This window comes from Trinickia sp. HAY1-2D, from assembly GCF_056754935.1.
Genome location: NZ_JBPGWX010000001.1, coordinates 773,802 through 786,310, shown reverse-complemented (window position 1 = coordinate 786,310; position 12,509 = coordinate 773,802). Strand labels below are relative to the sequence as shown.

10 protein-coding genes are annotated in these 12,509 nt (G+C 62.0%); 9 read left to right on the top strand and 1 reads right to left on the bottom strand.

What is annotated here, in order from left to right:
• Positions 1-195: 195 nt before the first annotated feature.
• The 9 genes from ACR9ZC_RS03430 (at position 196) to ACR9ZC_RS03390 (ending at position 11,132) form a co-directional block, all read left to right on the top strand.
• Complete coding sequence (locus ACR9ZC_RS03430; protein WP_481579133.1) at positions 196-2,112, top strand: flavin monoamine oxidase family protein; 1,917 nt, start codon at positions 196-198, stop codon at positions 2,110-2,112.
• Between the two features lie 279 nt (positions 2,113-2,391).
• Positions 2,392-3,282: a nitrilase family protein gene (locus ACR9ZC_RS03425; protein ID WP_481579132.1), complete on the top strand. Its 891-nt coding sequence runs from the start codon at positions 2,392-2,394 to the stop codon at positions 3,280-3,282.
• Positions 3,283-3,340: 58 nt separating this feature from the next.
• Positions 3,341-4,516, top strand: coding sequence for a substrate-binding protein (locus tag ACR9ZC_RS03420; RefSeq protein WP_481579131.1), 1,176 nt, complete (start codon positions 3,341-3,343; stop codon positions 4,514-4,516).
• Between the two features lie 85 nt (positions 4,517-4,601).
• Complete coding sequence (locus tag ACR9ZC_RS03415) at positions 4,602-5,435, top strand: branched-chain amino acid ABC transporter permease (protein ID WP_331573836.1); 834 nt, start codon at positions 4,602-4,604, stop codon at positions 5,433-5,435.
• A 157-nt stretch (positions 5,436-5,592) separates the two neighbouring features.
• Positions 5,593-7,269 (top strand): ABC transporter permease subunit, encoded by a 1,677-nt coding sequence (locus ACR9ZC_RS03410; RefSeq protein ID WP_481579707.1) that lies wholly within the window; start codon positions 5,593-5,595, stop codon positions 7,267-7,269.
• Positions 7,266-7,979 (top strand): branched-chain amino acid ABC transporter ATP-binding protein, encoded by a 714-nt coding sequence (locus ACR9ZC_RS03405; RefSeq protein WP_481579130.1) that lies wholly within the window; start codon positions 7,266-7,268, stop codon positions 7,977-7,979. Before ACR9ZC_RS03410 ends, ACR9ZC_RS03405 begins: the two co-directional genes overlap by 4 nt.
• A 19-nt stretch (positions 7,980-7,998) precedes the next feature.
• On the top strand, positions 7,999-9,312 hold the full coding sequence (locus ACR9ZC_RS03400; protein ID WP_481579129.1) for an amidase: 1,314 nt from the start codon (positions 7,999-8,001) through the stop codon (positions 9,310-9,312).
• Positions 9,313-9,333: 21 nt separating this feature from the next.
• Positions 9,334-10,509 carry a transporter substrate-binding domain-containing protein gene (locus tag ACR9ZC_RS03395; RefSeq protein ID WP_481579706.1) on the top strand — a complete coding sequence of 392 codons (1,176 nt, stop codon included), beginning with the start codon at positions 9,334-9,336 and terminating at the stop codon, positions 10,507-10,509.
• Complete coding sequence (locus ACR9ZC_RS03390) at positions 10,506-11,132, top strand: ANTAR domain-containing response regulator (protein ID WP_481579128.1); 627 nt, start codon at positions 10,506-10,508, stop codon at positions 11,130-11,132. The genes ACR9ZC_RS03395 and ACR9ZC_RS03390 overlap by 4 nt, the downstream gene beginning before the upstream one ends.
• Positions 11,133-11,172: 40 nt before the next feature.
• Here ACR9ZC_RS03390 and ACR9ZC_RS03385 read toward each other — a convergent pair whose 3' ends face one another.
• The gene (locus tag ACR9ZC_RS03385; protein WP_481579127.1) at positions 11,173-12,093 is read right to left on the bottom strand and encodes a helix-turn-helix transcriptional regulator; all 921 of its coding nucleotides are present in this window, start codon (positions 12,091-12,093) and stop codon (positions 11,173-11,175) included.
• Between the last annotated feature and the right edge of the window lie 416 nt (positions 12,094-12,509).

The following is a 12,509-nucleotide window of genomic DNA, read 5'->3' as shown; positions in this document are numbered from 1 at the left end:
GAGGGCGGCCGCCCGCTCCCGCCGCTCAATCCGCAAACCGTTGGCTGCTATTTTCGTACTCCGGCGGGCAAATGGCCGCGCGAGCGCGCGGAACTCGCACCCGCGGTCATACAGAATCTGCGCAAGCTGGACGACACGGAACCGGGCAAGAAACGACAACAATTGCATCGTGAGATTACGCTTCACTGGCATTGCTTGTCGGAGGCCGAGCAGGGCTACGTGCTGGAGTCGGTTGGAACGCGACAAGCTCATTTGCTCGGTGACACGACCCAGCCCGCTACATCCGAGGAAGCTCGCACGCCGGTTCGCGACTGGCTCGAGCACACGGTCGTCAACATGGATCAGCAAAGCGCCGGGCGTCTTTTCAACGTGTGTAGCGAGGCGGCGCAGCGCAAGCTCATGATGCCGTTCAAGGCGGCGGGGGACGACAATGCGCTCAAAACGCAGCTCAAGGAGCGCTTCACCGATTTGCGTATGACCCAGCCTGAGCATCATGGATATGACTACGCGGGCTTTCTGGAAGCCACCGACTTTCGCGTCGCGACGCTGGATCCCGACGTGGCGAAGAAACTGAGGGTGGGCATCGTCGGTGGTGGACCGGCCGGCATCACGGCGGGGTACCTGCTGCACCGCATGGGCGTGAGGCCCAAGATTTTCGAGCAGGCTGACAAGATCGGCGGGCGGATGGCCACGGACACCTGGACGCACCCGGACGGCACCACCGCGGTCTTTCACCCTGGGGCGATGCGCTTCTCTCCGACAAACCTCCACCGGACCTTGGCTGCGCGCTTCGATCACACATTTACGCCGTTCCCCAATCCGAACACGGTATCGACGACATACATCATCGGTAATGAGGTCTACAAGACCGAGCCCGGTCAGGAAGTCGCGAATCCGGAATTGAGAAAGGTCTTCGATCAGGCGAATGCTGCCATGAAATCGCTCACCGAGCCGATCATGGCGGCGCGCGATGCGGGCGATACAGCGCTGTTCTACGAACTTTGCGATCAAGCCACCAAAAAATTCGATGGCTATACTTTTCGTGCCGGTCTCGAGCATCTCCTCGCGGAGCAGGGGATCGAGTGGAGCGAGAGGGATTGGTTGATATTCGGCACTGTCGGTATCGGTGTCGGCGGATATAAAGGGTATTTCACCACGTCGTTTCTCGAGGAATTCCGGTTCATCATCGACGGGCGTCTTGTGGATCACGAGGGCCTGGTCGGCGGAGCGGATGCCCCGTTTCACAGCATGATTGCGGACGAGACGGACGGGCAATCGCTCGCCGCAGAGGGTGCCATTCATCTCAACACCGAGGTCAGCGAGATCAAGAAGAAGGACGGCGTGTACTACGTGACCTCGGTCAACAAGAAGACCGCGGAAACGACGATCGAAGAGTTCGACCAGGTATTCTTCACGGGCAGCCCGGCCGAAGCTGCCCACATGGGTCTCACAGGCCCACAGGTGGATTCGGATCGGGTGATGCCGGACGCGATCGGGGTTGCCATGGAGCAGGCGAACATTGTCGGCGCGACCAAGGGTGCCATCGCAATTCCCAGGGAAGCGTTGGAGGCGGCAGGTCCGCTCCCGGGTAACATCCAGGCAAGCAGACGGTTCCAGCAAATGTATCTGGTGCCGGATGGTAACGGCGGTGCAGTCCTTTATTTCACCTATAGCCTTGGCGACAACACGCCGAAGGTATCGGCGACGAGCGGCGAGGAACAGCTTCAATTGGCTATCAGAGATCTGAACAACCTGGCAGCGGAGGATTCGGACGACCCTGCGCGTCAAGAATTGGCGAACCTGGCGAAGCTGGCTACACAGTACCAGCACACCATCAAGTTCATCAATTGGAGCGCGGAGCATCCTTTTCATGGCGCATTCAAGATGGATGCGCCCGGGGATCTCAGCAACACGAGGCGGCTCTTCAATGCTTCGCTTCGTCAGCCGTCGGACGGACTCATTTGCATCAATGAAGAAGCGAGCGCTGAGGGCGGCTTTGTCCCGGGCGCGATTGCAAATGCCGTCAACGGCGTGCAGGAGATGGCCATGCGACTCGGCGGAGACCTGCCATCGAACCCGCCATACAAGATGATGGAGCTTCACAGCAATTGATGGATCGATGCGAGTGGCTGCCTCCCTAACGTCCCGAACGTTGTGGATGGTGAATGAACGGTGAGTCCCTGCATCGGGCCAACGCAGGGCTTACCCCTAGAAATACTCAAAACGCTTGACAGCGACAATTTGAATTCATAAATTGGCCCACATCGAATCGCCATGTGTCCATGACGATTCCACGGCAACGCTGCCGTGCTACAGATGGAAGGCTACGTAGCCCCCGAACTTGCGTCCAACGCTGGTTCGGGGGCTTTTTGCTTTTGGAGACGAAAAACGATGTCGCAGCAAAAGTCCGCAGCACCCGGCATGGAAGGCCTCGTCATTGCATGCGTGCAGATGGAGCCACACGTCGGAGCGAAGCACGATAACGTGACGCGCGCGGTTCGATACATCGAGGCGGCCGCCGAGCACGGCGCGGCGCTGATCGTGTTGCCCGAGCTCAGCAATAGCGGTTATGTTTTCGCAGACCGCGACGAAGCCGTCTCCCTGGCCGAAACATTGCCCGACGGCGAAACCGCGCAAGTCTTCGGCGAGACGGCCCGGCGGCTCGGCGTGTATATCGTCGCCGGCATCGCGGAACGCGCGGGCGGACACCTCTATAACTCCGCACTCTTCACCGGTCCCGCGGGGCACATTGGCGTCTATCGCAAGCTGCACCTCTGGAACAACGAGAAGCGCTTCTTCGAGCCTGGCGACCGCGGTGTGCCCGTCTTCGATACGCCGCTCGGGCGGGTGGCCATCGCGATCTGCTACGACGGCTGGTTTCCCGAGACTTATCGCCTCGCGGCCATGCAAGGCGCCGATATCGTCTGCGTGCCCACGAACTGGGTGCCGATGCCGTCGCAGCCCTCCGATCGTCCCGCGATGGCGACTACGCTCACGATGGCCGCCGCGCACAGCAACGGCCTGGCGATCGCTTGCGCGAACAGAGTCGGAACGGAGCGCGGTCAGCCGTTCATCGGCCAGAGTGTCATCGTAGGCGGCGACGGATGGCCGCTCGCGGGGCCCGCGGGCCGCGAGAGCGAGGAGGTGCTCTATGCCACGATCGATTTGGCGCGCACGCGCGCACAACGCACGCTCAACGAATTCAACCACGTCATGCGCGATCGCCGCGCGGACGTGTACGACCCGATGCTGGGCACGGGCTGGCCCGCGTCCGACGTCTGACGGTATGTATGCCCACACCTGCATGTTTCCGCAACCCACTACTACGAAAGGAAAGTCCATGGAGCCCTACAAGATCAGATTTCTCGCCGCCGCGAGCGCGGTGATTGCCGGCATGTGCGCTTGCTCGAGCGCGTTCGGTGCCGACGCCGGCCCGATCAAGATCGGCGTCGCGGTCGGGTTATCGGGAGCCAACAGTGTCGTGGCGCCGGCCGTCGTCCAGTCTTCGCAGCTGGCCGTCGATGAGATCAACGCGGCCGGCGGTATCCTCGGTCGCAAGGTCGAGCTCGATATCGCCGACGATGCGTCCGACGCGGTCGGCGCGCAAAAGGCCTACGACAAGCTCGTGTTCAAGGACAACGTCGACGCGATCATTTCGATGGAAACGAGCGCTGCGCGCAACGCCGCACTGCCGATCGTGGCGCGGGGCAAAAAGCCGTTCATCTATACGTCGTTTTATGAAGGCCGCTCGTGCAATCGGTGGATGTACGTCAACGGCTGGGTGCCGGACCAGCAGGTCGCCCCGGTGGTCGATTACTTCATGAAGAGCAAGGGCGCGAAGACGTTCTATCTGGTCGGCAACGATTATGCATTCGGCCGAGGCATGCTCGACTTCACGGCGAAGTACATCGCCGCGCATGGCGGCAAGGTCGTCGGTCAGGAGTATCTGCCGATCGATGGCACCGACTGGACGCCGATTCTCTCGAAGATCCGCGCGGCGCATCCTGACGCGCTGATCAGCGCGACGGCCGGCGGCGCGCCGAACGTTGCGCTGGCCAAGCAGTTCAAGGCGACCGGGCTCACCATGCCGTATGGCAATCTGGCCATCGACGAAGGCACAGCCAAGGCCATGGGCGACGTAGCCTCCGGGATGTACATGTCGGGCTCGTATCTGACGAGCATTCCGACGAAGCAGAATCGAAGCTTCCTCGACGGCATGAAAAAGAAGTTCGGCGGCGAGATGAAGACACCGAACGAACTGTCCGAGCCCCAGTACGAGGCGTTCTTCCTCTATAAGGCCGCCGTCGAAAAGGCCGGCTCGACCGATCCCGACAAGGTCGTCAAGGCACTCGGCGAAGTGTCGTTCGAAGGGCCGCGCCAGCGCGTATCGATGGACAAGAGCCGGCATACGCCGCTTGCAATGCAGCTCGGGCAGATTCAGACCGACGGCTCGGTGAAGATTCTGCAAACTTTCAGCGACGTGGATCCGGGCGATCAATGCCCGAAGCTCAAGTAGGCTGGTCGAAAACGAAGCAAGGAACGCAAACGCCCGCCGGCCTGCGACCGGGGAGGGCCGGCGGCGGATGCATTCGGAGACGCAAATGGTTTTGACATTGGACATTCTCACGACCGCGGCGGTGCTGTTCATCGTGACCACCGGGTTGATGGTGATTTTCGGCGTGATGCAGATCGTCAATTTCGCTCACGGTGCGCTTCTCACCATGGGCGCCTACGCGAGTTTCGTCGTCACGCAACTGAAGCTCGATCCCTGGATGGGCGTGCCGCTCGCCATTGTGGTGGGCATCGCTGTCGGCATGCTCGTCGAGCAGGTCATCGTGCGGCCACTCTACAAGCGGCCTCTCGATGCCATTCTGGCCACGTGGGGGCTCGGTATCGTCATCGGGCAGCTCATCGTGATGGCCTTCGGCCGCGGCGTGCAGTTCGTCGAGACGCCGATGAAGGGCACCTTCTCGATCGCGGGCACCGAATACTCGGCCTATCGGCTGCTGCTGATCCCGATCGCGCTGGCCATCTGCGCGCTGCTGATCGCGCTGTTGTCCGGCACACGCTTTGGCGTGAAGACACGCGCCGTCATCATGAACGAAGATCTCGCGCGGGGTCTCGGCATTCATTCGGGCCGCATTCGCTTCATTACGTTCAGCCTTGGCTCGGCGCTCGGAACGCTCGCCGGCATGTTGATCACGCCGCTGTCGAGCGTCGATCCGAACATGGGGCTGCCGTGGCTCGTCAGCGCATTCATGCTGGTCATGGTGGCCGGCTACTCGATGATCAGCCTGCTTGTCACCTGCCTCGTGTTCGGGGCGTGCCAGGTACTGGTCAGCACGTTCGTGAGCCCGGTGCTGGGCGGCCTGACCATTGCCGTGCTGGCCGCGCTGACGCTGCGTATCCGTCCGAAGGGGTTTTCTCATGGCTAAAGTCGATCTATCGGCGGGCAACGTCGGCCAGCAAGCGACGCAGCACGACGACGAGCGCCGCAAGCGGCGCGCGACGCAGGCCCGCGCGTTGCCGGTTCTCGTCGTACTCACCCTGGTGTTGCTGGTGGCCGGGCCGTTCGTGTTCGGCACCTACCTGATGAACGTGCTCGTCCAGGCGTTTTTCTTTTCCATCGTCGCCATTACGGTCGACGTGCTGTGGGGTTACACCGGTTATCTGACGTTTGGACAATCGGCGTATTTCGGCATCGGGGCCTACGCGGCAGGCCTGGTCTTTACGCATGGCGGCTTCTCGCTGGGCTATGTGGCGCTCGCCATCGGAGCGGCGATCGCCGTGTCGGCTGCGGTTGCGGCACTGGTCGGATGGTTGTCGTTCTATCGCGGCGCTTCGCCGTTCTTTGCAACGGTCATGTCGCTCGTGCTGCCGATCGTGATGAGCCAGCTGCTGTTGTCGGGCGGGGAATGGACGGGGTCGAGCTCGGGTCTCACCGGATTCGATACGTTCGAGCTGCCCCTCGAAGCATGGTTCTGGATCGCCGGCGCGGGAATGCTCGGCATTGCGCTGTTGGCATGGATGCTCGTGCGCAGCGACGGGGGTCGCGTCCTGGTGGCGATTCGCGACAACGAATCGCGTTGCTCGTACCTCGGCATCAACACCTCGCTCGTCAAGATCGTCCTGCTGATCGCGGCCGCCATCGTCGCCGGCATCGCGGGCTTCGGCTACGGCTCGTTCAGCGGTGTCGTCGCACCGGAACTGACCGGCTTCGTCCTCGGCACGCAACTGATCATCTGGGTTGCGCTGGGCGGCCGGGGAACGCTCTGGGGCCCCGTGATCGGCACGATACTGATCAACGTTGGGACCGCCTATCTGAGCGGGAGCATGCCTTTCGCGTGGCAATTGATTCTCGGGGCCGCGTTCGTGGCGGTAATCGTCCTGCTGCCGCGCGGTCTCGTGCCGCTGGTTTTCAAGCCGTTGCGCCTGCATACCGGAGCCGGTGCGGAACCGGAGCTGATCGAACGGAAGGTGAGCGTGCAAGCCCCGCAGGGGGCGCCAGGCCCGGCATTCCAAATGACAGGCGTGGCCAAGCATTTCGGCACACTCAAGGTCCTGCAAGGCATCGATCTCGTTGCCGACGGCGGCGAACTGGTCGGTCTGATCGGTCCGAACGGCGCGGGCAAGACAACCCTCATGCGCTGCATGAGCGACGGCGCCGAAGCCTCTGCCGGCACGGTCGTACTGTGCGGCAACGACACGCGAGGGGCGCCGCCGGAACGGTGCGTGCGTTTCGGGCTGGGACGCAAGTTCCAGAACGCGAACATCTTCGAGACGCTGACGGTCGCGGAGTGTCTGCGGATCGCGGGCACCATCATCGAACGGCCTTCGCTCGTCAAGCGTTCCGACACGCTCGGTTTGCCGCCCTACGCGATGGAAGTCGTCCGTACGACGGGTCTCGATCGCAAGCTCGGCGCCGTGGCGAAGGACCTGTCGCACGGCGAGCAGCAGGCGCTCGAGCTGGCGATGGTGCTCACGCTCGAACCGAAGATCGTGTTGCTCGACGAGCCGACGGCGGGACTGACGAAGACCGAGCGCACGCAAATCGGCAGCGTGCTGGCAGCGCTCGCTCACCAATATGGGCTGTGTTGCCTGCTCGTCGAGCACGATCTCGATTTCGTGGCGGAGGTTGCCACACGCATCGTGGTGTTGCACCAGGGCCGCATCGTCATGCAGGGCAGTTTTGAAGAGGTGGTCAACTCCGAACTCGTCAAAACGATTTACGCCGGAACGGCTGCTACTCAAAAAGAGGCGTCATCATGAACAGCCCCCAAACCGCATTGCATGTCGACGACGTAACGAGCGGCTACAAGGCATCGGTCGTGCTGCGCAAGCTGTCGATGTCGATCGAGAGCGGCGAAGCTGTCGCCCTCGTCGGAAAGAACGGCATGGGCAAGACCACGCTGCTCAAGACCATCATGGGCTACCTGCCCAAAAAGACGGGCGCGGTCCGCGTCAACGGCCGCGACGTCACGCAACTGCCGCCGCATCAGATCGCACGGGCCGGGATCGCCTACGCGCCGCAGGAGCATGCGTTGTTTCCGGATCTCACGATTCGGGACAACCTGCGCCTGGGCCTCGTGAAAGCTTCGTGGTTCGACGAGCGGTTCGCCGAGATCGAGCCGATTTTCCCCGTGTTCAAGAGCCGCCTGAAGCAGTACGCCGGCACGCTTTCGGGCGGCGAACAAAAGATGCTGCTCGTGGCGCGCGCCCTGATGATGCGGCCGTCGATCATCCTGCTCGACGAGATCACGGAGGGCTTGCAGCCGTCCGTGATCGACCGGCTGGCCGACGCATTGCTCTGGGAGCGCAACCGACACGGTACGACGCTGCTGCTGATCGAGCAGAACGTGCCCTTTGCATTGAAAGTCGCGGATCGCTATGTGGTGCTCAAGCAAGGGCACATCATCGATCAGGGCAGCGCGAACGACGATGCGGCGGCTGCATCCATTTTCGAACACCTTCGCGTTTGACCTTCACGATAGGCGAGGCATGATGAGCGCACATTCACTTTATCGACCGCAGTCGGGCCTGGATCTCATCCGGCGTATCGCGAACGATCCGCGCGAGCGTACTCGCGCCGTCCGTCAATCGCTGTCGCGAATCGATGAGGTCGAGCCCGAGGTCAGGGCGATGACGGCGGTGGTTCAGCACGACGCTGCGATGGCGCAGGCCATAGTAGCCAAAGGTCCGTTGGCCGGCGTTCCGATCGCGGTGAAGGACATTTTCGACACGAGCGAATTCGTGACGAGCTATGGCTCGTCGATCTATCGCGGGCACGAGCCGCGATCCGATGCGGCCGTTGTCACGTGGCTGCGGCGTTACGGCGGTATCGTCGTCGGCAAGACGGTCACGAGCGAGTTCGCCTATATGGCGCCGACGGTGACACGCAATCCCTCCGACCTGGGGCGTACGTCCGGCGGCTCGTCGTCCGGATCGGCGGCTGCGGTGGCGGCCGGTATCGTGCCGTTCGCTATCGGCTCGCAGACTGGCGGCTCGACGATCCGGCCTGCCTCGTTTTGCGGCGTAGCCGGCTACAAGCCGACGTTCGGCATGCTCTCGACGGTCGGCATGAAGTGCTTTTCCTGGTCGCTCGACACGGTCGGCCTTTTTGCAGCCGGCGTGAGCGACGTGGCTTATTTCGCGCAAGTGCTTTCGGGCCGGCGCCTTGCCGTCAGCGAAGACAGCACCGGCCCGGTGTTCGGCTTGCCGGACCGCTACTCGTGGGGCGAGCCATCCGCGAATGCCGCCGCCGCGCTCGAGACCGCGGTCCGCGCGATCGAGGATGCCGGCGGCCGCATCAAGCGCGTGCGCTTTGCGCCCTGGATGGCCGACATTGCCGCCGCGCACGAAACGATCCAGCGTTACGAGGCCTATCGATCGCTCGGTTACGAGTACGACTACCATCGCGCCGAACTCTCACCGATGCTCTGCGCGTTTCTCGATCGGGCCGCAACCGTCGACATGGCCGCTTACGTCAACGCATGCGCCTTCGTGGAGCAGGCGAGGAAAAAGCTTTCCGAGCTATTCGACGGCATTACGGCGCTCATCACGCCGAGCGCGCCCGATGAAGCGCTCGAAGGACTTGGCTCGACGGGGGACCCCTCGTTCAATCGCAATTGGACGTTGCTCGGATGTCCCTGCGTGAGCGTTCCGGGGTTGTGGGGTCTGCGTGGCGGCCCCATAGGCGTGCAGGTGATCTGCCGGCCGTGGGACGATGCCGTGTGCCTCGATGCCGCATCGTTCGTCGAGCGCGCCGTCGGCGCTCATGTCGGACATTTCGCCGCGACGTTGGAGAACGATTGAGCCATGCGAGACGAAGACACCATGGAGTCGAAGCCGCGGCGCTCGAACAATGAGACATCGGCGGAGCCCGGATGGCGTATCGGTGTGCTGTATTCTCGAACCGGCGTGACCGCGGCGACCGAGTCCGAGCATTTCTTCGGGACGGTGCTGGCAATCGAGGAAATCAACGCGGCAGGCGGCATCGATGGCCGTCTGCTCGATCCCGTGGCATACGATCCGAAGAGCGACCCCGACGAGTATCGCCGACTCGCCACGCGGATGGTGCAGGAAGACGATGTGACGGTGTTGTTCGGCTGTTCCACGTCGTCGAGCCGCAAGGCCGTGCTGCCGGTGATCGAGCGCCACAATGCGTTGCTCTGGTATTGCTCCATCTACGAAGGCTTCGAATATTCGCCCAACGTCATTTATACCGGGGCCGTGCCGAACCAGAACAGCATGCAATTGGCTGCGTATTTGCTTCGCAACCACGGCCGGCGCTTGTTTCTCGCGGGGGCTGACTACATCTATCCACGCGAGTCGAATCGGATCATGCGGGACATGGTGGAGCAGCACGGCGGGGAAATCGTCGAGGAAGTCTATCTGCCGAGCGATGCCGATGTCGACGATCTGGTCGGCGTGGTGCGACAGATCAAGGCGCTCGAACCCGATGTGGTGTTTTCCACCTTGATCGGGCGAGGTGCACGTGCGTTTTACCGCCTGTATCGCGAGCACGATATCGATCCGGAGCGCATCCCGATCGCAAGCCTGACGATGACCGAGGGTGAAACGCGGATGATCGGCGCGCAGTTGTGCGGCAGCCATATCGTCTCGGCGAGCTACCTCAATACACTCGATCTGGCCGGCAACCGGCGCTTTCTCGAATCGTGGCGCGGGCGCTTCGGCGATCAGCCCGCGAGCATGTGGTCCGAAATGGCGTATAACCAGGTCCATTTGTTCGCGCTCGCGTTGGCCCGGACGAAGAGTCTCGATGCGGCAAAACTCGTCGATGCGGTTCATGGTGTCGAGTTCGATTCGCCCGAGGGCTTGCTCAGAATCGACCCGGAAAACAATCACGCGATCCTGACGCCCCGTATCGCCGTTTGCCAGCCGGACGGTTCGTTCGACATCGTTTGGGAAAGCCCGAAGCCGGTGAAGCCCGATCCCTACCTGATCTCGTATGGATTTTCCGAGTTCTGGCTCGATGGAGGGCGCGCATGACGGCATGGGCTCGCGGACTCTTCGAGGATCTGCGCACGCTGCGTGTACTCGTGATTCACCCGCCCGGCGAAGACCGCAATGTTCTGGAAGAGCAATTGCGCCGGCTCGGCTGTCCGCTGCGGGCGATCTGGCCGTTTCCGTCGCAGGTGCCGGGCGATGCCGATGCCGTGTTTTTCCACGTCGGACCGGAGGCGAGAAGCACGGGGCATTGGAGCGCGGCGGATACGTCGGCGACGTTGATCGCCTTATCCGACTACGAGAATCCGACCGCGCTGAAAATGCTGCTCGATACGCAAGCGCATGGCGTGATCACGAAGCCATATCGCTCCACGGGCATTCTCAGCACTCTGGTTCTCGCGCGAGCGGCAGCACGTTACCAGCAGCGGCTGCAAAACAAGGTTGTGAAGCTGGAAGAAGCCATCAAGGCGCGCCGGCAGATCGAGAGGGCGGTACGCGTGCTCGTCGAAGCGCACCGGCTGACGGAGAACGAAGCGTACGAGCAGATACGCACGCGCGCCACCGAGCTGCGCGCGACTGTCGGCGAGATCTCGGCGATGGTCATCGATGCCCACGAAGCCATGGAAAAGCTCGGCCTCGGCAAGCCCGCGAAGATTGCCCGGTAGCTGGCGCGTTCAGTCCGGGCCGCTTCGAGCCCGGTCACACTCATGCCACGGTCGAAGTCTGCGCGGCGTTCGAAGCGGCGGTTGCCGCGGCGCGAACGACGGTCCGCTGGGGGCTGCCGTCGCGCCGCCAGTCGTCTCGGCATCCGGCAAGATAGGCCAGGTGCACGCGGTTTTGCGCGCCATAGCGCCGCTTGAGCTGGCGCAGGTGGTAATCGACGTTATACGCCGAGGTCCCGAGTAAATCGGCAATTTCCTTGTCGCTCAGGCCCTGCGTCAACGCCCCGAGGATCCTGCGCTGCGTCTGGGTGATCGGTTTGGCCGGCACGTTCTCTTCGAGAGAAGGGGCGTGTGTCAGGACGAACTCGTGCAAGGCAAGCCCGACCGCATAAGCCTGCCCGACCACCCGATCGGTGATCCAATGCCGCGATGCATTCGCGGCGCTGAAGCTGATGACGCTTTGAAACGAACTGCGCGGATTCGACAGCGCGAGCGTGACTCCACTTCGCAGGGCGGCGCGGTCGCAATCGTCGACGAGGCTGTGCAGACGCACGAGGTCGATATTCGTCTGCGTTCCGGTCGGGTTTTGTGCGAGTGTGCCCAGGTCCCATATGAACGGCCATTCGCATTGGCATGCGAACGCAATGCGCGGATCGATCTCGATATAGCGTTCGCGAATGTAGAGGTCCGGCCACTCGGGGGCCGAAAATTCGCGTACATAAAGGGCGCGGGTCATCAGATCGCCCGTGCGGGCAAATCGCCAATAGCAGACCGAGTCGAAGCCGATGGTGCCGATGGTCGCGGCAATGACGAGCCGGCGCTGGTCAGGGCCAGTCGCAGCCGATAGCGCGTCGACAATGGCGGATCGGCCGGCGTTCGAGGAACGCTCGACGAATTCGGGCAGGCAACGCTGACTGCGATCCAACATCAGCAGGCTGTGCTGGATGTTCTTGCTGGTTCTCAAACTCTCCTCCTTACCGCGCCCAATACGCTAATTTAGCGGGCAATGAAAGGGCCCGGACTATGATATTTCGTAGTCGTGGGTTGCCTGCCCGACAAATTTCCCGTTTGCCTGGAATGCTCTGGCACTCCGGGCACCCATTGCGAAGAGACCGGGAAACGTACCCGCTAGCCCATTGAGTGCTCGATGAAAACAGTCGACGAAAGCGACCGACGAATGAGGCGTGGAAACGATCCGTTTTCTTTGATTCAACTTTATGACACGGATGTGTTCTTGATTGAATTTTTGCGAAGCTTGCTTCGATTTAACGAAAAATCCGAGGTTTCTTAAAAATGGCTTTCGTGAAATTGCGGGGATTTAATTGGGTTGTCGCGTTTATTATGTGCCGCGCTCGATTCTTTTCGAGAGGTGGTGAATAC

Coding starts and splice junctions, on each gene's coding strand:
- ACR9ZC_RS03390 (WP_481579128.1), top strand. CDS start 10,506: ATGACGGCATGGGCTCGCGGACTCTTCGAGGATCTGCGCACGCTGCGT.
- ACR9ZC_RS03425 (WP_481579132.1), top strand. CDS start 2,392: ATGTCGCAGCAAAAGTCCGCAGCACCCGGCATGGAAGGCCTCGTCATT.
- ACR9ZC_RS03395 (WP_481579706.1), top strand. CDS start 9,334: ATGGAGTCGAAGCCGCGGCGCTCGAACAATGAGACATCGGCGGAGCCC.
- ACR9ZC_RS03400 (WP_481579129.1), top strand. CDS start 7,999: ATGATGAGCGCACATTCACTTTATCGACCGCAGTCGGGCCTGGATCTC.
- ACR9ZC_RS03420 (WP_481579131.1), top strand. CDS start 3,341: ATGGAGCCCTACAAGATCAGATTTCTCGCCGCCGCGAGCGCGGTGATT.
- ACR9ZC_RS03405 (WP_481579130.1), top strand. CDS start 7,266: ATGAACAGCCCCCAAACCGCATTGCATGTCGACGACGTAACGAGCGGC.
- ACR9ZC_RS03415 (WP_331573836.1), top strand. CDS start 4,602: ATGGTTTTGACATTGGACATTCTCACGACCGCGGCGGTGCTGTTCATC.
- ACR9ZC_RS03410 (WP_481579707.1), top strand. CDS start 5,593: ATGAACGTGCTCGTCCAGGCGTTTTTCTTTTCCATCGTCGCCATTACG.